This window comes from Streptomyces sp. NPDC058683 (assembly GCF_042716195.1).
In the GTDB taxonomy this organism is placed as follows: Bacteria; Actinomycetota; Actinomycetes; order Streptomycetales; family Streptomycetaceae; genus Streptomyces.
Window position 1 is genome coordinate 16,001 of the sequence record NZ_JBHXSK010000083.1, and the last position, 20,298, is coordinate 36,298.

General features: G+C 69.5%; 18 protein-coding genes and 2 pseudogenes. 12 read left to right on the forward strand and 8 right to left on the reverse strand.

Annotated elements, in window-relative coordinates; genetic code table 11:
* Positions 1–28: 28 nt before the first annotated feature.
* Positions 29–2,287, reverse strand: a complete 2,259-nt coding sequence (locus ACFWXC_RS49800; RefSeq protein WP_384490387.1) for an ATP-dependent RecD-like DNA helicase — start codon at positions 2,285–2,287, stop codon at positions 29–31.
* A gap of 74 nt (positions 2,288–2,361) precedes the next feature.
* On the opposite strand from ACFWXC_RS49800, the gene ACFWXC_RS49805 reads away from it, so the two are divergent.
* A complete protein-coding gene (locus ACFWXC_RS49805) occupies positions 2,362–3,006 on the forward strand; it encodes a CatB-related O-acetyltransferase (RefSeq protein ID WP_384490389.1) in 645 nt (214 codons plus the stop codon).
* Positions 3,007–3,196: 190 nt separating this feature from the next.
* On the opposite strand, the gene ACFWXC_RS49810 is transcribed toward ACFWXC_RS49805, so the two are convergent.
* Positions 3,197–3,391, reverse strand: coding sequence for a DUF397 domain-containing protein (locus tag ACFWXC_RS49810; protein WP_384490391.1), 195 nt, complete (start codon positions 3,389–3,391; stop codon positions 3,197–3,199).
* An 8-nt stretch (positions 3,392–3,399) separates the two neighbouring features.
* Complete coding sequence (locus ACFWXC_RS49815) at positions 3,400–4,239, reverse strand: helix-turn-helix domain-containing protein (protein ID WP_384490393.1); 840 nt, start codon at positions 4,237–4,239, stop codon at positions 3,400–3,402.
* A 179-nt stretch (positions 4,240–4,418) separates the two neighbouring features.
* Here ACFWXC_RS49815 and ACFWXC_RS49820 point away from each other — a divergent pair, with 179 nt between their 5' ends.
* Together ACFWXC_RS49820 and ACFWXC_RS49825 are read left to right on the forward strand one after the other, a co-directional pair.
* Complete coding sequence (locus ACFWXC_RS49820; protein WP_384490395.1) at positions 4,419–4,823, forward strand: ATP-binding protein; 405 nt, start codon at positions 4,419–4,421, stop codon at positions 4,821–4,823.
* A gap of 52 nt (positions 4,824–4,875) precedes the next feature.
* Positions 4,876–5,061: a hypothetical protein gene (locus ACFWXC_RS49825; RefSeq protein ID WP_384490421.1), complete on the forward strand. Its 186-nt coding sequence runs from the start codon at positions 4,876–4,878 to the stop codon at positions 5,059–5,061.
* A gap of 59 nt (positions 5,062–5,120) precedes the next feature.
* Here ACFWXC_RS49825 and ACFWXC_RS49830 read toward each other — a convergent pair.
* The 3 genes and pseudogenes from ACFWXC_RS49830 to ACFWXC_RS49840 form a co-directional block, all read right to left on the reverse strand.
* Positions 5,121–5,384, reverse strand: a pseudogene (locus ACFWXC_RS49830) (LLM class flavin-dependent oxidoreductase); the annotation flags it as partial.
* Positions 5,385–5,665: 281 nt separating this feature from the next.
* A complete protein-coding gene (locus ACFWXC_RS49835) occupies positions 5,666–6,871 on the reverse strand; it encodes a DUF4241 domain-containing protein (protein WP_384490397.1) in 1,206 nt (401 codons plus the stop codon).
* Positions 6,872–7,256: 385 nt separating this feature from the next.
* Complete coding sequence (locus ACFWXC_RS49840; protein ID WP_384490399.1) at positions 7,257–7,769, reverse strand: hypothetical protein; 513 nt, start codon at positions 7,767–7,769, stop codon at positions 7,257–7,259.
* A 468-nt stretch (positions 7,770–8,237) separates the two neighbouring features.
* Here ACFWXC_RS49840 and ACFWXC_RS49845 point away from each other — a divergent pair, with 468 nt between their 5' ends.
* A complete protein-coding gene (locus tag ACFWXC_RS49845; protein ID WP_384490401.1) occupies positions 8,238–9,401 on the forward strand; it encodes a hypothetical protein in 1,164 nt (387 codons plus the stop codon).
* 235 nt (positions 9,402–9,636) lie between these two features.
* Here the strand turns inward: ACFWXC_RS49845 and ACFWXC_RS49850 are convergent.
* Together ACFWXC_RS49850 and ACFWXC_RS49855 are read right to left on the reverse strand one after the other, a co-directional pair.
* Positions 9,637–10,203, reverse strand: a pseudogene (locus tag ACFWXC_RS49850) (putative RNA methyltransferase); the annotation flags it as partial.
* Between the two features lie 250 nt (positions 10,204–10,453).
* Entirely contained in the window at positions 10,454–10,627 is a 174-nt protein-coding gene (locus ACFWXC_RS49855; protein ID WP_384490403.1) for a hypothetical protein, read from the reverse strand.
* A gap of 207 nt (positions 10,628–10,834) precedes the next feature.
* Here ACFWXC_RS49855 and ACFWXC_RS49860 point away from each other — a divergent pair, with 207 nt between their 5' ends.
* The 8 genes from ACFWXC_RS49860 (at position 10,835) to ACFWXC_RS49895 (ending at position 20,274) form a co-directional block, all read left to right on the forward strand.
* The gene (locus ACFWXC_RS49860; RefSeq protein WP_384490405.1) at positions 10,835–11,428 is read left to right on the forward strand and encodes a sigma-70 family RNA polymerase sigma factor; all 594 of its coding nucleotides are present in this window, start codon (positions 10,835–10,837) and stop codon (positions 11,426–11,428) included.
* Positions 11,429–11,661: 233 nt separating this feature from the next.
* Complete coding sequence (locus ACFWXC_RS49865) at positions 11,662–12,459, forward strand: hypothetical protein (RefSeq protein ID WP_384490407.1); 798 nt, start codon at positions 11,662–11,664, stop codon at positions 12,457–12,459.
* A 214-nt stretch (positions 12,460–12,673) separates the two neighbouring features.
* Entirely contained in the window at positions 12,674–13,570 is an 897-nt protein-coding gene (locus ACFWXC_RS49870; protein ID WP_384490409.1) for a CPBP family intramembrane glutamic endopeptidase, read from the forward strand.
* Between the two features lie 95 nt (positions 13,571–13,665).
* Positions 13,666–14,448 carry a VOC family protein gene (locus ACFWXC_RS49875; RefSeq protein WP_384490411.1) on the forward strand — a complete coding sequence of 261 codons (783 nt, stop codon included), beginning with the start codon at positions 13,666–13,668 and terminating at the stop codon, positions 14,446–14,448.
* Between the two features lie 178 nt (positions 14,449–14,626).
* Positions 14,627–15,502 carry a PhzF family phenazine biosynthesis protein gene (locus tag ACFWXC_RS49880; RefSeq protein WP_384490413.1) on the forward strand — a complete coding sequence of 292 codons (876 nt, stop codon included), beginning with the start codon at positions 14,627–14,629 and terminating at the stop codon, positions 15,500–15,502.
* A gap of 245 nt (positions 15,503–15,747) precedes the next feature.
* Positions 15,748–16,815: a LacI family DNA-binding transcriptional regulator gene (locus ACFWXC_RS49885; protein ID WP_384490415.1), complete on the forward strand. Its 1,068-nt coding sequence runs from the start codon at positions 15,748–15,750 to the stop codon at positions 16,813–16,815.
* Entirely contained in the window at positions 16,812–18,338 is a 1,527-nt protein-coding gene (locus tag ACFWXC_RS49890) for a sugar ABC transporter ATP-binding protein (protein ID WP_384490417.1), read from the forward strand. The genes ACFWXC_RS49885 and ACFWXC_RS49890 overlap by 4 nt, the downstream gene beginning before the upstream one ends.
* The gene (locus tag ACFWXC_RS49895) at positions 18,328–20,274 is read left to right on the forward strand and encodes a substrate-binding domain-containing protein (RefSeq protein WP_384490419.1); all 1,947 of its coding nucleotides are present in this window, start codon (positions 18,328–18,330) and stop codon (positions 20,272–20,274) included. Before ACFWXC_RS49890 ends, ACFWXC_RS49895 begins: the two co-directional genes overlap by 11 nt.
* The last annotated feature ends 24 nt before the right edge of the window (positions 20,275–20,298 follow it).

Genomic DNA, 20,298 nt, shown 5'->3' on the forward strand with positions numbered 1-20,298 from the left:
TGGCCCCCGGCCCGTCACCCGTGAGCCCCTACGAGCCGCCGCGGAGCCGGAAGTCCAGTGCCGTACAGCGCCGGCCTGCCGACACCGTGCGCACCGCCTGACCGATCGCCTTGCGTGAACCGACGAGGACGACCAGCTGCTTGGCCCGGGTGACCGCCGTGTAGATGAGGTTCCGTTGGAGCATCATCCAGGCACTGGTGGTGACCGGGATCACCACGGCGGGATATTCACTTCCCTGTGAACGGTGGATGGTCACCGCGTAGGCGTGGGCCAGTTCGTCCAGTTCGTCGAACTCGTACGGAACCTCCTCGTCCTCGTCGGTCAGCACCGTGAGGCGCTGGTCGACCGGGTCGAGCGAGGTGACCACGCCCACGGTGCCGTTGAAGACACCGTTCTTGCCCTTCTCGTAATTGTTGCGAATCTGGGTGACCTTGTCGCCGACCCGGAAGACCCGCCCGCCGAACCGCTTCTCGGCGAGGTCGGGCCGGCCGGGCGTGATGGCCTGCTGCAACAGACCGTTGAGCACGCCCGCGCCCGCCGGCCCCCGGTGCATGGGCGCGAGCACCTGCACGTCCCGCCGTGGATCGAGCCCGAACTTGGCCGGAATCCGGCGGGCGGCGACGTCGACGGTGAGCCTGCCCGCCTCCTCCGTCTCGTCCTCCACGAACAGGAAGAAGTCGTTCATGCCGTCGGTGACCGGCTGCTGCCCCGCGTTGATCCGGTGCGCGTTGGTCACCACCCCGGACTGCTGGGCCTGCCGGAAGACGCGGGTGAGACGGACGGCGGGCAGGGGACTGTCCTCGGCGAGCAGATCGCGCAGCACTTCGCCCGCCCCGACACTGGGCAGCTGGTCGACGTCCCCGACGAACAGCACGTGCGCACCGGGCGGTACGGCCTTCACCAGCTTGTTGGCGAGCAGGAGATCGAGCATCGACGCCTCGTCGACCACGACCAGGTCGGCATCCAGCGGCCGGTCCCGGTCGTAGGCGGCGTCACCGCCGGGCTTCAGCTCCAGCAGGCGGTGCACGGTGGAGGCCTCGGCACCGGTCAGCTCGGCGAGCCGCTTGGCGGCACGGCCGGTGGGGGCGGCGAGCACCACCTTGGCCCGCCTGGCCCGCGCCAGCTCCACGATCGACCTGACGGTGAACGACTTGCCGCAGCCGGGCCCGCCGGTCAGCACGGCCACCTTCTCCGTCAGCGCCAGCCTGACGGCGGCCTCCTGCTCGGGGGCGAGGTCGACGCCGGTGCGGTCCTTCAGCCAGGTGAGCGCCTTGTCCCAGGCGACGTTCCGGAACGACGGCATCCGGTCGTCGCCGGTGCGCAGCAGCCGCAACAGCTGTGCGGCGAGCGCCACTTCGGCCCGGTGGAAGGGCACGAGGTAGACGGCGGTGACGGGTTCGGCGTCGGGGGTGGACCCGGGGATCTTCTCCCGTACGACACCCGGGTCCTCCCCGTCCTCGGGCGGCGCGGCCAGCTCGGCGAGACAGTCGATGACGAGCCCGGTGTCGACCTGGAGGAGTTTCACGGCGTCCGCGATGAGCCGCTCCTCGGGGAGGTAGCAGTGCCCCTGGTCGGCGGACTGCGACAGGGCGTACTGCAACCCCGCCTTCACCCGCTCCGGACTGTCATGGGGAATCCCGACGGACTGGGCGATCTTGTCGGCGGTGAGGAACCCGATGCCCCAGACGTCGGCGGCGAGCCGGTAGGGCTGGTTCTTCACGACGGAGATCGACGCGTCGCCGTACTTCTTGTAGATCCGCACGGCGATCGACGTCGACACCTCGACCGTCTGGAGGAAGAGCATGACCTCCTTGATCGCCTTCTGCTCCTCCCAGGCGTCGGCGATCTTCTTCGTCCGCTTCGGCCCGAGGCCGGGGACCTCGATCAGCCGCTTCGGCTCCTCCTCGATGATCCGGAGGGTGTCCATGCCGAAGTGCTGGGTGATCCGGTCGGCGAAGACCGGCCCGATGCCCTTGACGAGACCCGAGCCGAGGTAACGCCGTATGCCCTGGACGGTGGCCGGCAGCACGGTCGTGTAGTTCTCGACGGTGAACTGCTTGCCGTACTGGGGGTGCGACCCCCAGCGCCCCTCCATCCGCAGCGACTCCCCCACCTGCGCGCCGAGCAGCGCACCGACGACGGTGAGGAGATCACCGGCGCCTCTGCCGGTGTCGACACGGGCGACCGTGTAGCCGTTCTCCTCGTTGGCGTAGGTGATCCGTTCGAGCACGCCTTCGACGGTGGCGAGCCGTCGTTCGCCGGCGGGGGTCTCCGTCTGCTGAGCCATGAACCGACGGTACCGCTGCGGTCTGACAGCGATCATGGCCTTGGCCTCGGACCCACTACCGACAAGGACGTCCCATGCCCGTACCCGCCGACCCGACGGTCCTCCACCCGATGCCCGAGCACCCCCGGGTGGTCCTGCTCAAACCGTTGGTGAAGTCCCCGCTGATCGAGGTCGGGGAGTACTCCTACTACGACGACCCCGACCACCCGACCGCCTTCGAGACGCGCAACGTGCTCTACCACTACGGGCCGGAGAAGCTCGTCATCGGCAAGTTCTGCGCGCTCGGCACGGGCGTGCGGTTCCTCATGAACGGCGCCTACCACCGCATGGACGGCCCCTCGACGTTCCCCTTCCCCACCATGGGCGGCTCGTGGGCCGAACACTTCGACCTGATCACCGGGCTGCCGGGCCGGGGGGACACCGTCGTCGGCAACGATGTCTGGTTCGGCCACGGTACGACGGTCATGCCCGGGGTACGGATCGGCCACGGTGCGATCATCGCCACCGGCGCCGTGGTCACGGGGGACGTGCCCGACTACGGCATCGTCGGCGGCAACCCGGCCCGCCTCGTCCGCACCCGCTACGACGAGCAGGACGTCGCCCGGCTGCTGGCGGTGGCCTGGTGGGACTGGCCCGCGGAGCACATCACCGAGCACGTACGGACGATCATGTCGGGCAGCATCGCCGGACTGGAGGCCGCCGCGCCGAAAACGAGGTGACCGGAGGTCTGGGCGCGGTCAGGGTCGCGGACATGCAGTTCCTCCAGATCTACGGCTGACGGGCCGGCGGCCGGGGCAGCCCTCGACTCCCCGCCCGAACTGTCCACGCTGCCTGCGCGCGCCCGCCGCCTTCCGCGGACCGTGGACGCGCGGGCTCGGGCCGAGGGGGGTACGCGGCGGGCGGCCGACCTTATCGAGGGGGTGTTGAACGGGGGGTTCTGAGGGCTTCGAGGAAGCGGGTGAAGGCCCCGGTCGGGAAGGTGAGGGTCGCGCGGGCGGGGGTCTTGGAGTCGCGGACGGCTGTGTGAGTGGAGGTGGTGGCTATTTCCACGCAGTTGTTGCCGTCGCCCTCTCCTGAGTAGGACGACTTCCGCCAGTTGCCCATAGGACCCCTCACAGCTCCTTCACCAGCTTGTGGATGAACTCGCGCGACCGATCAGGTCCCAGCGACACCCCTTCTACTCTATGGAAGCGCGTTCGATAAGTACTGAGCTGGGCCTCGGAATCGAGGAAAAGCGAGCCATGTGGGGCGTCACGCGAGACTGTGTCGAGCTTGGGAACGGGGCCACCTACGTACGTCATCGTGCTCGACGCCACGGCAAAGCCATCCAGGTCGAAGGGGATGACCCGCAACGTGATGCGATCCGCCTCGGACAGTTCCAGGAGCCGGATGAGTTGAGCCTGCGTGGAGGCACGATCGCCCACCCTGATACGTAGAGCAGCCTCGTGGATCACAACCTCGTGCGGGAAGCCGACCTTGGTCTGGCGTGTCATGCGGTGACTGACTCTCAATTCGAGCTCGTCATTGGTCAGTTCTGGCAGACGGGAGGAGAAGACCGCGCGAGCGTAGTCCTCCGTCTGAAGCAAGCCCGGTACGTACAGGATGGCTACATCCTTCTGGGACACGGCATGGTGATCGAGCTCCGAGAGGTCCATGAACGACGTGGGCAAAAGCCCCCGGTACTCCTCCCACCAGCCCCGCGTCCGATCGGTGGCCATCACGACCAGTGCTTCGACGAACTCCGCGTCTGTACAGGCGTAATGGGATGCCAGTCGGCGCACCCTCTCCTCACTCACGCCCGTCAGCCCCAACTCGATATGGCTGATCTGGACCCTGTTCGCCCCGAGAAGCGCCGCCGCCTGCGCGGCGTTCATGCCGGCCACCTCGCGGAGCCTGCGCAGCTCAGTCCCCAGGCGCACCTGACGTGCCGTTGGTTCGCGCCGCTGGACCATGAGTTGCTCTCCTCTTTGGGGGGCGGATCACGCGATCAGCTTGCCACGGGTAACAGATTACCCCTACCGTCGGTGACGCAACGCACACGCTACGGAAGCGCACCGCTCCGTCCTGCCATGACGGCGCGGCAATGCCACCGTGCGTGAAATTCCCCCACAACCCCCGGAGTTGCTGACGCATGCCCGAAGCCTGGGAGTACACGCTCACCATCCCCAACGACCTCCGTGCCGTCACCGTCAGCCGGCACACCCTCCGGCTGGTCCTCACCGCGCACGGGCTGACCCGCTTCCTCGACGTCGCCGAGTTGGTCGCCACCGAGCTGGTCTCCAACGCCGTACGGCATACGAAGGGCCCCGCCGCACTGCGCGTGCGCTGGTCGCCGCCCGGCACCTTGCGGATCGGCGCGTGGGACGCGGACCCCGAACCGCCCGAGCCCCCCGTGCCGTTGGCGGGGCTCGGGGAGCTGGAGGAGGGGCGGGGGCTCGCGCTGGTGCGGGCCTGTTCGGATCTGTGGGGCTGGCAGCCGCTGTCCAGGTTCGGCAACCGGGGCAAGTACGTGTGGTGCGAGCTGGCCGCCGCCTGAAGAGCTGTCCCGTCATCGGCACTCCGGCTCAGGAGCCGGCAGAGACGGAGGCGTGATCCGCTGCTGCCTGGACGGCCGGGATCAGGTCTGCGGCCCGTTCGAGCTGGTCGCGCTGGGAGTGCAGGTCCAGGGCTCCGAGGCGTACGACGATGTGCCGGACGCCGGCGGCGACGTACTGGCCCAGTCGCTTGCGCACCTGGTCGGCGGAGCCGACGACAACCGCCTGGCCCGTGCGTAGCCGTCCAGCGCTCGGCGGCCGCTCTCGATGTCGTCGTCGATCCGTACCGAGACGAACAGCGCGGGGGTGATGTCCTCGGCTGCGCGTCCGGCATCGGCCGCTGCTCTGTGGATATCGCGGAGGCCGGATGCGTAGTCGGCGGGTTCGGGCGGGCAGGGCAGCCATCCGTCGTACATCCGGCCGGTGCGGGCCAGCGCTGCGGGGGTCGCGCCGCCGAGCCAGATGGGCGGGCCGTCGGCTCGCCGCGTGCGCGCAGCTCGTAGGAGGCGCCCGCGAGGTCGCTGTAGCCCCGGTGGAGGAACATCACGCCGACCCCGCCGCACCCATTATCAGTGTGTCTCGCGCATCGTCCGTAAGGCGCATGTCGTGCCCTGCCGGACTTGCGGGCCCACCATGCCGGCGCATTGCGTCGGTGGCCCTGTCGCCCATGTGCATCGACGCGTAGTACCGCTGGCGAGCTTCCTTGACGTCCTCCGGGAAGGCGTCCACCAGGCCGAAGCCGGTGATCGAGTTGTCGAGCTCCTCAATCGCCGTGTGCACTCCGGAGGTTCGCCGCGGTCCCAGTCTCGGGCAGTGCGGCCTCGCGCCGATGGTCGGCGGCTCCTTACTCTCCCCCGTCGGCGGAATGGAGCTGGAAGTCGACGACGACGCAACCAACCTGTCCGTCATCGGTGCGGCCGATCCAGACGGGGTAGTCCCCGTCGCCCCGGCCGGCACGGAAGGCGATGAGGTTCGGCTCGGGCTCCGTGCCGGGCAGTTCGACGGTGAAACGGCTGCCGAGGGGTATGAACAGGTCCTCGTCCAGCTGGTCTTCGATCACCGTCCGAGTCGCATCCATGAAAGCCGCCGTGCCGGTATCCACGCCAACCCCGTAGAACTGGCCCTCGCCGAGCAGCCCCAGGTCCTCGTCGGGCCGGAGGGCCAATTCCCACTCGCGGGGCGGGATGTCCAGGAACGTCACCCTGGCCGCGGCGACACCGGCCCCGCGTGCCGTGCGCAAAAGCGACAGCGTGACCGGGAACTCGCCCGGTGGCACAGCGACGGTCCGCGGGGTCTCTCCGATCCAGCCGGGGTCCGAGACCGCCAGCTGCCCTGACGTGATCCGCAGCAGGCCGGCGTCAACGGGCTCGACGACGGCCGGCCCATCCGGAGTGTCGCACGCGCCCGGACTGAACAGTTTCTCGATTCCGGTGGCGCGCAGCGGTCCCGATCCTTCGTCCACCGACACGTCGCTCAGGACTACGGTCGTGGCGGGCTCGTGGCCCTGCTGGGCGAGGAACGGCGCGAACACCTGCCAGTCACCGAACTCCGGTACGGGGCAGAGGAAGCTTTCGACGGGCGCCGGGAACCGCCGCACGGGGACGCTCGACGGGCCGGATGGTCGAGCGTGCAGTGGCTCCGTCGACGCTCCCCTCGGCCCGGCGAACTCGGACCTCACCTCAACCTGCCCGTCGGCCGAGACGGTCGTGGTCTCCTGAACATCCCACTTCCCGGACGAGTGCTCCTGCTCGTTGGAAAACTGCCATCGGGTGTTCCGGTGAGCCAGCAACATCCCCGTGCTGTGCGGCTCGAGGTCGATCGCCTGCATGCGCCAGGACCTGTCGTCGAACAGATACATACGCCACATCCGGCGCGGCCAGTATTCGACCAGTGCCAGCGGTCGCTCCCGCGCGGACAGCAGAACCGCGTAATCCATCCCGGCAGCATGTCTGCGTGCCGCGACCGCGCGCGACATCGGGTCCGGATGGGTCATTCCCTGATGGGAACCCCACATTTCGCCGTACGACACATCAAGACTGTCGAAGATCACAGCCGCGCATCTCCCCCCGTGGCACCAGCCACCCCCGAGCAGTGGCGCTCGACGGGTGACCCCGCCGCATCGCGCTGCCCTACCGGAGCTTCGTTGTGCCGCCAGTCTGCCACCGAGGTCTGACACACAGGATTGTGGAGGCCAGCAACCTGGGGTTACCGACGAAATGGGCCGCCCCAGGTGACGAAACACAGTCGGTTCGGCGGGCCCCATCGGTGATGCGTGCGTTCACTGTCCCGTCGCATCGAAGGTTGATCGATTCTCACCGAAGGTCGATGACCGGGACGTTCGTCTCACTGAAGGTTGATCGCCCAGGTCAGAGAACATTCGTTGACAAGAGGGCTCAGCTTCGACGTCCGACATCCGCTTGTCGGTCTCGGGCCGGTCACCACAAGGCGATGGACCATACGTCCCCCACCTGATGTCCGTCCGGATCAGGGTCGCCTGAACCATACGGGTCAGGATCGATGATGACGTGGACGCGGGCGGCGGACCGGGATACGCGGTAGCAGTGCATGTCGTGCGATGTGTCTTCGAGCTCGACCGTGTGTCCCAGAGACAGGACCGCAGCCCGAAGTTCTTCGAACGACACTCGGGATGCGAACTTCCCGTACTCCCGCAACAGCGGAAGCGGCACGGTGCCCGGGGACTGGTCGTACAGCAGTCTTTGGATCTTGACGCCGAAGCCGAAGCAGGACATTCGTCCCTGGCTCCCACGCTGGTCCGGTGAGAAGTTGACTTCCACAAGTCCGTAGTCCCTCCGTAGGAGGCCGCTACCGGGGACATCGAGGAAATCCGGTCCTACAGCAGCCTGCCAGCCGTCGGGATCGGTGCCGATTCCAGCTCCGAGTACGTCGCAACTGGTAGCGACATGAGCGTAGAAATCCAGAGCTGGCACCCGCTGACCTGCCTCGTTCGTTCAACTGAACCGTCCCGAACGGTATCAACCCCACTACCAGCTCGGTGACGCGATCAACCTTCAGTGCGACGATGAGCCGAAGCACGGTAGGTGTCACCAGTTCCGGCGTGCTCCACCAGTCGCCTGAGCTGCCCAGCAGCCCCGGGGGACGAGTAAGTCCGAAGTCTCCGGCGCGGCGTGGCATCCAGGCGCTCCGAGTCCCGGCCCAGACCCGCCTGCGTCGTGCAGGCGAACGGCCGCTCGGACTCAGGGAACACCCGGGCCCGCAGCATCACCTGCCGCACGGCCTGGCTACTCTTCACTGCCATGCACATACCAATCACACAGCGGCTACTCAGGGTTCACCTGGTGGTCGGACTCACCCTAGGGTTACTCCTGCTCATGCCGGCGAGAGCACAGCCGGCCGCGGCGGCCAGCACCCTGGACCCGATATCCGACCCTGGCAAGATGACCCTCACAGCCGGGGACTTCGCGTCTCGCTGGCGCGCCATCGACGCCGTCGAGGCGAGCGGCAAGGTGACTGCGTACAACTCGCTGGCGCCCCTGCTCAGCGGGAGCGGGCACAGCGGCCGCCCGTACCTGTGCCACGGCAACCAGAACCTCAACACGTCCTACCGCGTCGACGGCTTCTGCTGGGACCAAGCGGACGACACCACCGGCGACTGGGTGCCCCAGGGCATCACCGGATCGCATGACGCCCAGCCCGACGGCAAGTGGCTCGACAAGTACGTCTACATCGCGTCCTGGCACAGCAGGAACACCGGCAGCAACGAGTTCGCCCGGATCTCCGTCGTAGACAACAACGGCGGCGACTACACGACCTACAACCACATCATGCTGGTCGATCCCTATATGGAGACCCAGACCACGGGGAACTTCCAGGCCGTGGGCGCCGCCGGCAGCCCGTTCGCCGGTCACGCCGACGGTATCGCCTGGTACGGCAACAGGCTGTTCGTGGCGAGCGGACACCAGATCCAGGTCTACGACCTGCGCCACCTGTGGCGGATGTCGGACAACACGCGCGAGTCCGTCGGGATCAGCGACGGCAAGTCCTCCGCTCGCTGGCACAACTGGGCCCTGCCCATGATCGGTTTCTACGACAACGGAACCAAGGGCGATCCCTGCACGGACCTCGACCCGTGCATGACCTCCCTCAGCCTCGACCGCACCGGTACCGACGGGCTCATCACGTCCGAGTTCCGCCGTTCCACGGGCGGCGCCCCGATCGTGCGCTGGCCACTGAACGCCGCAGACACGCTGCTCGACACGGACGGCACGACCAATTACGAAGGCACCGTCCACGCCACAGCCGGCTACCGGACCCCGGTCTGGGGGGTGCAGGGAGCGGCGACCGACGGCACATACTTCTACTTCAGCGGCACCTGCCCCGAATACGCGGACCGGGACCCCAACGACTCGGCGACCGCCGACCTTCCGTACTGCATCCACTGGGCGAAGCCCGGCAGCGCGCCGCACGTGCTCACGTACGGCCCTCCGCTCATCCAGAACCTCTCCTGGGCCCCCTCCTCCGGCCGCCTGTGGGGCATCAATGAACGCATAGCCCCGGCCCCGGGGGTCCGTTCGGTGTTCTCCCTCGACCCGCCCAACTGAATCCGTCCGACGGCCCTCGGTCCGAAACCCGGGGGCCGCCACGCTCACCTGGGCTGTGGTCCCCGCGTGCCCCATCCCGGAGTTCTGGTGACAACAAGGCCGCCTCGGTGACAGCTATCGTGCTTCGGCTCAGACGAACGTCCCGGCCGTCAACCTTCGGTGAGAATCGATCAACCTTCGATGCGACAGGACATTCGCGTCAGCGCCGACGCTCAGGGGCGGGAACGTGGGCACTCCTGCCCACGATCAGGCGGCCGGCCGGGCGGAGCACTCGGCGAAACTCGGCCGGATTGCGCGGGGCGAACACGTCGAGCACCACGTCGGCCGCCCCGTCGGCGAGCGGGAAGGGACGGAAGACGTCCCAGGCCGCCGCAGCGCCTCGGTCATGGGCCCGGGCCGCCGAGCGAAGCGCGCGCACCGACGTGTCCAGGCCCAGGCCGTGGGCGCCGGGCAACCGGTCCAGAACTCCGGCCAGGTAGTAGCCCGTTCCGCACCCGACGTCCACGACCGTGCCCCGCCGGGGGGCCGAGTCGGCCGCCAGGCGGGCGACGGCCTGCCGGATACGTGCGTACCCGCCGGTGGCCAGGAAGCGGTCCCGGGCCCGGACCATGGCACCGTCGTCGCCGCTGGTGGCCCGGCCGCCCGTCAGGAGGCCGGCGTAGCCGTGGCGGGCGATGTCGAAGGTATGGCCCGCCACACAGCGCAGTACGCCACGGTCGGCGTGCAGACGGCGCGCGCGGCACGTCGGGCAGCGCAGCACGTCGAGGAAGAGTCCGAGGGCAGGGGGAAGCAACACGGGCACGAGGCACTCCTGGCAAAACCGAAGGGAAGAGACAGTGCCTGCATGCGCATGCGGAAACCGGCAGCGCCGGAACGGCGGTTCACGCGACAGGCACACCAAGGAGGGCGACGCCGTCCGGCCTCGCCCTCAACGCCTTCCGGTCACAGGAAGCAGCAGTGCGGGGTGCTCATGAATGCCACACCGGGAGTTTACGGTCCCCGTCCTCGGAGTTGTGTTCGTCCGCAGGACGAAGGGGATCAGCCGTCGTGCATCAGTGCAGCGGCAGGTAGAACTCCCACGGCCACACCAGCCCGTACGTGTGCAGGGCGTAGGTCAGCAGGTGCCAGAGCGGCTCGACCGCCACGGCAGCCGCGAACGCGCAGAGCATCGCGATGCCCCACTCCCGCCACCAGGACGGCGTCGCACGTCGGATATGCCTCTTCATGAGTGCCGCACTTCCTTCACGTCTTCACGGTCGGGGATCGTCCCCGTCGCCATAGACGTGGCGGTCTCTCTTCGCGTTACCGGCGCCGCCCTCCCGCCGATCTTCGCCCGAACGGGTGATCGCGGAGAAAGCCGGTAACGCCTCCCGGCACGGGCGCGTCATGGGTGGAGCCGGTCGGGTCACTGTCAAGCAAGGAGCAGCGCGCCCATGACTCCAGTTCCCCGTAAAAGAGTGCGAGGTAAACCATTTGAGACGTGGGACGACTTCTTCACCGCATGCGCCGAGTCGTTGTACCGCTACGCACGCCATCTGTCGTACGGCAGCGGTGGGTTCGAGGGCGAGAGCGAGATGAACGTGATTCTCGCCAGGATAAAGAACGACTGGGACGGCATCGACCCGGTGACGGCGAGCGGCTATGCCCGGCGCGCACTGCTCAATGCCCTGATCTCGCACAAGCGCGTGAACCGCCCTCATATGGTTCCGCTCCAGCAGACGTCGCGGAACGGCCAGGTGTATTCCGTGGACTTTCCTGATCCGGCCCCCACGCCGGAGGAGTCGACGGCCAGTAACGATCTGCTCGTTCGCGCCCTGGAGGTCATTCACGGACTGACCGCCGAGCACAAGGAGGTGCTGATCATGACCTACGCGGGACATACCTCGAAGCAGATCGCCGAGTTGCTCGGACAGAAACCGGGCACCGTCCGCCAGCGGCTGCGCCGGGCTCGTAGGGAGTTCGACCAGGCCTGCGACAGCGAGCTGCTGCGAACCCTGGCGCAGAAGGTCACGAAGGGGGTCCGATGATGGCGGCCCGGAACGCGACGCAGCCGTCGGCCGTCCTCGGCTCCACGACCCGATGGGGATGGCGTTTCTCCCGGCTGGGGCGGGCGGTGCGGGCGGCCGAGAAGAGGTATGCGGCCGACCGGGCGGAGTCCCGGCGCAGGCGGGATCAGCGGCTCTCGGAGGCGCTCGGGCCCGGGGCAGGGAGGACATGGGGGCCGGCGGAGCTGGAGCGCAAGCGCGCCGAAGTGAACCTCATGGCCGACCTGATGACGACGCTGAAGGACCCCGTGACGGCGGCTCAGGAGGAGTCGGCCGTTCAGACGGTGGCCACCCGGCGGAGTTCGGTGACCGACCGGCAGAAGGTGTCGGCGGGGTCGCCTCCCGCCTCTGGGGCCCGGTCGAACGTGGGCGTCATCGACCAGGATTCCCCCGGCCCGGCCGAGGAGACGGAGATGCCCGCGGAAAGGCGGTACGGGCCGCGCCGTCATCTGATTTCCATGACGGCCATCGCGGCCAGTCTCCTCAGCATTCTCTGGGTGACGCACGAGGGATATTCCACACACCAGCAGGCCTCGGCGCCGCATGATTCTCCGGGTTTTTCGTCCCGCCCGTACGAGCGGATGCCGATTTCGAGCCCCGTCCTGGACTTCTCGGCGACCCAACGTCCCGGTGCGGCAGGCGCCTATGCGACCGCCCTGCAGATCCAGAATGCCGAATACCAGGGCGCCAGCAGAGTGTGGTGCGTGCTCGCCGACCCGGCGTCGAAGGACTGCGCGACGACCATGCGCCGGAATTTCCGAACTCACGAGGGCGCCCGCCACATGGTCATCTTTGTCACCACGTCGGTCGGAAAGATGAACCGCGACCGCACCTCCGCCGAAATACTGCTCCGGCTGGGCGACACGGAGCGCCACGCTTTCCCACTGGAGTGGGTCGACGGGCGCTGGCAGGCCGATCCGGTGACCATCCCCGCCGCCAAGGAGAAGGGAGGGCTCTACACCATGCTCGTGGCGGACGCGAGATACGGCTTCTGCGCCGAAGCGGATTGCTAGGAGGGAGGCGGTGGGACGACCGCTCTGTGCTCGGCGGGATCGTGTGGTGGGCGCTGTCGACCGCGTGCCGAGTCACCTCGCACTCCGATATCAGCGGCGGTACAGCCTGCTGTACCGGGAGTTGGGGCGTGCGTGGCAGTGATCGGCGGGGGCGGCGCTGGTGAGCTTGGGGCATCGCAAACCCACCGCCCGAACGCCCCGAAGGGACCCACCGGTGACTGTCACCACCAGCCTCCCGCAGCCGCAGACCGCCACGACTCTGCGGGCCCGTGTCCGACGTCGTCCGCTCACCTGGTTCTTCGCTCTGGCGATGAGCATGAGCTGGCTGGCCTGGACGCCGTACATCCTGTCCGGGAACGGGCTGGGGGTGTGGCACTGGAGCTTCCCCGGCGGGGCCGCCGGGAGTCAGTTGCTCGGGGTGCTGCCCGGGGCCTATCTCGGTCCGATCGGGTCGGCGCTGTTCGTCACCGGCATCACGGAGGGGCGGGCGGGGCTGCGGGCCTGGCGGGGGCGGATGAGCAAGCTCAGGGTGCGATGGTGGTGGTTCCTCGTCGTCGCCGTCTCCGTGCCCGCCGCCCTGACCGTCGCCTCCGCCGCGCTGACCGGCCAGGACCCGGTGCTGCCGCCGGCGGTGGTGCTCGCCGCGTACCTGCCGGGGCTGGTCGTCCAGATGGTCACCACCGGGCTCGCGGAGGAGCCGGGCTGGCGCGAGTTCGCCATGCCGCACATGCAGCGCCGGTACGGTCCGCTGGTCGCCACCCTTGTCGTAGGAGTGCTGTGGGGCGCCTGGCACCTGCCGCTGTTCCTCACGGAGTGGGGCGGCGGGCCCCACGTGAGTCCGGTGCGGCCGCTGGAGTTCATGGTCACCGCGCTCGCCTTCAGTTACGTGATGACCTGGGTCTTCAACCGCTCCGGCGAGAGCATGCCACTGGTCATCCTGCTGCACGCCAGCGTCAACAACTACTTCTCCGTGGCCTGGACGGACCTGTTCCCGCACGCCACGGTCGAGGACACCGCCACCCCGGCCTTCCTGCTCGCCTCGGTGCTGGCGGCGGCCATCGTGCTGGCGGCGACCCGGGGCCGGCTGGGGCTGGCGTCCGCCCGGCGGTGACCGTAACAACCCCGGCGTTCGGGTGGCGGGATTCGCGGCGGGCGGTGATGGTTGCGGCGGGGGACGTTTTCGCGCGCACGCAGGGAGAGCTGGACATGCCCGAGATCACTACTCCGTACGCGACCGGCACCCCGTGCTGGGTCGACCTGATGGCGCAGGACCAGCAGGCCGCGCTGGACTTCTACCGCGACCTGTTCGGCTGGCAGGGCGAGGTCGGCCCGGGTGAGTTCGGCGGGTACGCCGTCTGCACGCTCCAGGGCAAGCCGGTGGCCGGGATCGGTCCGGCCATGGCGCCCGAGGGGCAGCCGGAGCCGCCCACCGTCTGGACCACCTACCTGGCCAGCACCGACGCGCCGGCCACCCAGGACGCGATCGTCTCGGCGGGCGGCACCCTGCTGGCCCCGGTGATGGACGTCGGCGGCCTCGGCCGGATGCTGATCGCCGCCGACCCGCAGGGCGCGGTGTTCGGGGTGTGGCAGCCGGGCGAGTTCCACGGCGCCGGGCTGGTCAACGAGCCGGGCACGCTGATCTGGAACGAGCTGAACACCAACGACGTACTCGGCGCCACCGGCTTCTACGGCGAGTCCTTCGGCATCGAGATCCAGCCGATGGAGGGCGCCGAGGGGGCCTACTGGTCGCTGAACATCGGCGGCAAGGGCGTCGGCGGCGCCGCACAGCTCGGGGACGACCGGCCCGGCGTTCCGCCGCACTGGCTGACGTACTTCGCGGTGGACGACGTCGACTCCACGGTGGACGCCCTGGTCAAGCGGAACGGATCGGTGCTCGCACCGCCGTTCGAGATGATGGCCGGCCGCATGTCGGTGGTCGCCGACCCCCAGGGCGCGACCTTCGCGGTCTTCAAGCCGAAGCCGATGTGAGACACGGCCGTCAGCACAGCCGCCCGCCGGAAGCGCCGGGTCCGGCCCCCTTCCGCCTTCCTGCGGAAGGGGGCCGGGTCGCGGGCACCGGGTACCACGGACCGCCGGTCCGGCCGCCGCGCCCAGGAGCCGCCGGAACGGCCGGAATAGCCGTGAGACCGCGCCGTGTTGCGCGGTCATGACGACGAACGCGCCGCATCCCGAGGTACTGCGATACACCGCCTTCTCCGGCCGCCCCGAGGGCGGGAACCCCGCCGGTGTCGTGCTGGACGCCAACGGCCTGGACGACACCGCCATGCTGGCGATCGCCGCCGACCTCGGATACTCGGAGTCCGCGTTCCTGACCGCGCCCCCGGATGGCCTCGGCGGCGAGGGGCAACGGGCGTACACCGTCCGTTACTTCAGCCCGAAGGCCGAGGTGCCGTTCTGCGGGCACGCCACCATCGCGACCGCGATCGCACTCGCCGAGCGGATCGGCCCCGGGGAGCTGGTGTTCGCCACGCGCGCCGGCACCGTGCCGGTGACGGTGACCGAGGAGGGCGGCACGGTCACGGCCACCCTCACCAGCGTCGAGCCGCACGTCGAGGAGGTCGCCGACGCCGACCTCGCGGAGGCGCTCGCCGCGCTCGGCTGGCCGGCCGCCGATCTCGACCCGGCGTTCCCGCCCCGGATCGCGTTCGCCGGTGCCCGCCATCTCGTGCTCGCGGCGGCGACGCGGACGCGCCTCGCGGATCTCGCGTACGACTTCGCACGCCTGGAAGCGCTGATGCACCGTCTGGACCTGACCACGGTGCAGTTGGTGTGGCGGGAGTCGGCCACCGTCTTCCACGTCCGCGACCCGTTCCCCGTCGGGGGCGTCGTCGAGGACCCGGCGACCGGTGCCGCGGCCGCCGCGTTCGGTGCCTACGCCCGTGAGCTGGGCCTGGTCCCCGCGGACGCCGTCCTCACCCTGCACCAGGGCGAGGACCTGGGCCGCCCCGGCGAACTCACGGTGACGCTGCACGCGGGTGACCCACGCGTCCGCGTCAGCGGCACGGGAACCCGCATCGCCTGACGGGCACCACCGGGCCGCCGTGATCGGCCGCGGGCCGGTGGGGGCTGGTCGCGCAGTTCCCCGCGCCCCTTGCGGGGCGCTTCACCACAGCATCCCAAAGGGCGCGGGAAACTGCGCGACCAAGGGTCACGATTCGGTTTCGGCCATCCCGCACCTCTTGCCCAGCCGCCGTGTAATCGATTCCAATCCTCGGTACACAGTGCGTGTAATCGATTCCATGAGTTCCACGAGGAGGTGGAGCGGCGATGGCGAGCATCAAGGACGTGGCCGCCGCGGCGGGCGTTTCCGTCGCCACGGTGTCCCGTGTCCTGAACGACCATCCGTCGGTCAGCGCCGACGCCCGTACCCGCGTGCTGGCCGCCGTCGAGGCGCTGGGCTACCGCCCGAACGCCGTCGCCCGTTCCCTGCGCACCGACCAGACCCGCACCCTCGGCCTGGTCATCAGCGACGTACTCAACCCGTACTTCACGGAACTGGCCCGCTCGGTCGAGGAAGAGGCCCGTGCGCTCGGCTACAGCGTGATCATCGGCAACGCCGACGAGCGGCCGGAGCTGCAGGACCACCATGTGCGGACGCTGCTCGACCGCCGTATCGACGGGCTGCTCGTCTCCCCCACCGACGGCGGCTCGCCGCTGATGCTGGAGGCGGCGCGCGGCGGAACGCCGATGGTGTTCGTCGACCGGTGGATCCCCGGCTTCGACGTGCCCGTGGTGCGGGCGGACGGACGGGCCGCCATACGGGATCTCGTCGCGCATCTGCACGGGCTGGGGCACCGGCGGCTCGCGATCATCGCGGGCCCCGCGGCCACCACCACCGGCAGTGAGCGGGTGCAGGCCTTCCGGGAGGCGCTCGCCGAGTACGGCGTCCCCCTCCCCGACGCCTACATAGGCCAGGGCGACTTCCAGGCCGAGAGCGGGCGGCGGGTCACCGAGGGCTTCCTCGACCTGCCCGAGCCGCCCGAGGTGGTCTTCGCCGCCGACAACCTGATGGCGCTGGGCGCGCTCGACGCCGTACGCGCGCGTGGCCTGCGGGTGCCGGACGACATCGCGCTCGCCGCGTTCGACGACATCCGGTGGTTCGTGCACACCGATCCGCCGGTCACGGCGATCGCCCAGCCGACCGGTGAGCTGGGGCGTGCCGCCGTACGCGCGCTGATCGACCGAATCGAGGGGCGGCCTCCGCAGTCCGTCACCCTCCCCGCCCGGCTCGTCGTGCGCCGCTCGTGCGGCGCGCACCCCGACGGGAACCGCGCCGCGGACCGCGACGCGAACCGTGGCGTGAACCAGACCCCTGTGCAAAGGAGCACGTCGTGAGCGACCCGGACGAGTTGCTGCGTATCGAGGGCATACGGAAGTCCTTCCCCGGAGTGGTCGCGCTCGACGGCGTCGACTTCGATCTGCGCCGGGGCGAGGTGCACGTACTGCTCGGTGAGAACGGCGCGGGCAAGAGCACCCTCATCAAGATGCTCTCCGGTGCCTACACGCCCGACGCGGGACGGATCCTGGCCGGTGGCGAGGAGGTGCGCATCCATGGTGCGCAGGACTCCGAGCGCCTCGGGATCGCCACCATCTACCAGGAGTTCAACCTCGTACCCGATCTCACGGTCGCCGAGAACATCTTCCTGGGCCGGCAGCCGCGCCGCCTCGGGATGATCGACCGGAAGCGGATGGAGGCCGACGCCGAGGTCCTGCTCAAGCGCGTCGGGGTGGATGTCCCGCCCCGTGCGCGGGTGCGTGATCTCGGTATCGCCCGCCTCCAGATGGTCGAGATCGCCAAGGCGCTCAGCCTGGACGCGCGCGTGCTCATCATGGACGAGCCGACCGCCGTGCTCACCTCGGAGGAGGTGGAGAAGCTCTTCGCGATCGTGCGGCAGTTGCGGGCCGACGGGGTGGGGATCGTCTTCATCACGCACCACCTGGAGGAGATCGCCGCGCTCGGGGACCGGGTGACCGTGATCCGCGACGGGAAGTCCGTCGGGCAGGTGCCCGCCGCCACCCCGCAGGACGAGCTGGTACGGCTCATGGTCGGGCGGTCCATCGAGCAGCAGTACCCGCGCGAGCGGGCCGAGACCGGTGCCGCCCTGCTGTCCGTGGAAGGGCTGACCCGGGACGGGGTCTTCCACGACATCAGCTTCGCGGTGCACGCGGGGGAGGTCGTCGGCATCGCGGGCCTGGTGGGCGCCGGCCGTACGGAGGTCGTACGGGCGGTGTTCGGCGCCGATCCCTACGACAAGGGAGCCGTGCAGGTCTCCGGCACGGCGCTGAGGCGGCACGACGTCAACGCGGCGATGACCGCCGGGATCGGGCTCGTCCCCGAGGACCGCAAGGGGCAGGGGCTGGTCCTCGACGCCTCCGTCGAGGAGAACCTCGGCCTGGTGACCCTGCGCCGGGCGACCCGGGCCGGGATCGTCGACCTCAAGGCGCAGCATGTCGCCGCCGAGCGGATCGCCGGGCAGCTGGGCGTGCGGATGGCCGGGCTCGGTCAGCACGTGCGCACGCTCTCCGGCGGCAACCAGCAGAAGGTCGTCATCGGCAAGTGGCTCCTCGCCGAGACCAAGGTGCTGATCCTCGACGAGCCGACGCGCGGTATCGACGTCGGCGCCAAGGTCGAGATCTACCAGCTGATCAACGAGCTGACGGCCGCCGGAGCCGCCGTCCTGATGATCTCCAGCGATCTGCCCGAGGTCCTCGGAATGAGCGACCGGGTGCTGGTGATGGCGCAGGGCCGGATCGCGGGCGAGCTCTCCGCCGACCAGGCCACCCAGGACTCCGTGATGGCCCTCGCGGTCAGCACCCCCACCACCACAACCGACAAGGAGGCCGGACGTGGCCACTGACACCCTCAAGAGCAAGAACGCGGGCGCCGGTGGCGTCTCCGGCCTGCGCCGGCTGCTCCTCGACAACGGGGCGCTCACCGCGCTGATCGTCCTCGTCATCGCCATGGCGGCGCTGTCGGGGGACTTCCTCACCACCGACAACCTGCTGAACGTCGGCGTCCAGGCCGCCGTGACGGCCATCCTCGCCTTCGGCGCGACCTTCGTGATCGTCGCGGCGGGCATCGACCTGTCGGTCGGCTCGGTGGCGGCCCTGTCGGCCACCATGCTGGCGTGGAGCGCCACCTCCCACGGGGTGCCGGTCTTCCTGGCCGTCCTGCTGGCCGTCGCCACCGGCATCGCCGCCGGACTCGTCAACGGCTTCCTCATCGCGTACGGCAAGCTGCCGCCGTTCATCGCGACCCTGGCCATGCTGTCGGTGGCCCGCGGCCTGTCGCTGGTGATCTCCGACGGCTCCCCCATCGCCTTCCCCGACTCGGTCTCGCACCTCGGTGACACGCTCGGCGGCTGGCTGCCGGTGCCGGTCCTCGTCATGGTCCTCATGGGGCTGATCGCGGCCTTCGTCCTCGGCCGGACGTACATCGGACGCTCGATGTACGCGATCGGCGGCAACGAGGAGGCCGCCCGGCTGTCCGGGCTGCGGGTGAACAAGCAGAAGCTCGCCATCTACGCGCTGTCCGGTCTGTTCGCGGCCGTCGCCGGCATCGTGCTGGCCTCCCGGCTCTCCTCCGCGCAGCCGCAGGCCGCCAACGGCTACGAACTGGACGCCATCGCGGCGGTCGTGATCGGCGGCGCGTCGCTGGCCGGCGGCACCGGCAAGGCCTCCGGGACGCTGATCGGCGCGCTGATCCTCGCGGTGCTGCGCAACGGCCTCAACCTGCTGAACGTCTCCGCGTTCTGGCAGCAGGTCGTGATCGGTGTCGTCATCGCGCTCGCCGTGCTCCTCGACACCGTGCGCCGCAAGGCCGGGGCGACCCCGGTGGCCGCCGGTACCGGGGGCAACAAGGGCAAGCAGGCGGGGACGTACGCGCTCGCGGCCGTCGTCACCGTCGGACTCGTCGCCGCGACCTCCCTGCTGCACACGGGCTCCTCGTCCACCAACCCGAAGATGGGCCTGTCCCTGTCCACCCTGAACAACCCGTTCTTCGTGCAGATCCGGTCCGGCGCCCAGGCCGAGGCGAAGAAGCTGGGCGTGGACCTGACCGTCACGGACGCCCAGAACGACGCCTCCCAGCAGGCCAACCAGCTCCAGAACTTCACCAGTTCGGGACTGGGCGCGATCATCGTCAACCCGGTGGACTCGGACGCGGCGAGCAACTCCGTGAAGGCCGCCGACAAGGCCGGCATCCCGGTCATCGCCGTCGACCGGGGCGTCAACAACGCCAAGACCGACGCGCTGGTCGCCTCCGACAACGTCGCCGGCGGCGAGCTGGCCGCCAAGACGATCGGCGACAAGCTCGGCGGCCACGGCAAGATCGTGATCCTCCAGGGCCAGGCCGGCACCTCCGCCGCCCGGGAGCGGGCGCAGGGCTTCGCGAACGGCCTCAAGGCCTACCCCGGCATCCAGGTGGTGGCCCAGCAGCCGGCCGACTTCGACCGCACCAAGGGCCTCGACGTGATGTCGAACCTGCTCCAGGCCCACCCGGACGTCCAGGGCGTCATCGCCGCCAACGACGAGATGGCCCTCGGCGCGATCAAGGCGCTGGGCTCCAAGGCCGGTACGTCGGTGTCCGTGGTCGGCTTCGACGGCACCCCGGACGGTCTGACCGCGGTCAAGAACGGCACGCTGTACGCGTCGGTCGCCCAGCAGCCCTCCCAGCTCGGGAAGATCGCCGTGGACAACGCGCTCAAGGCCGTCCAGGACAAGAAGGTCGAGTCGACGATCAAGGTGCCGGTGAAGGTGGTCACGAAGGAGAACGTGGCCGGGTTCACGGGCTGAGGTAGGAAGGGGGCGGCCGGGCCC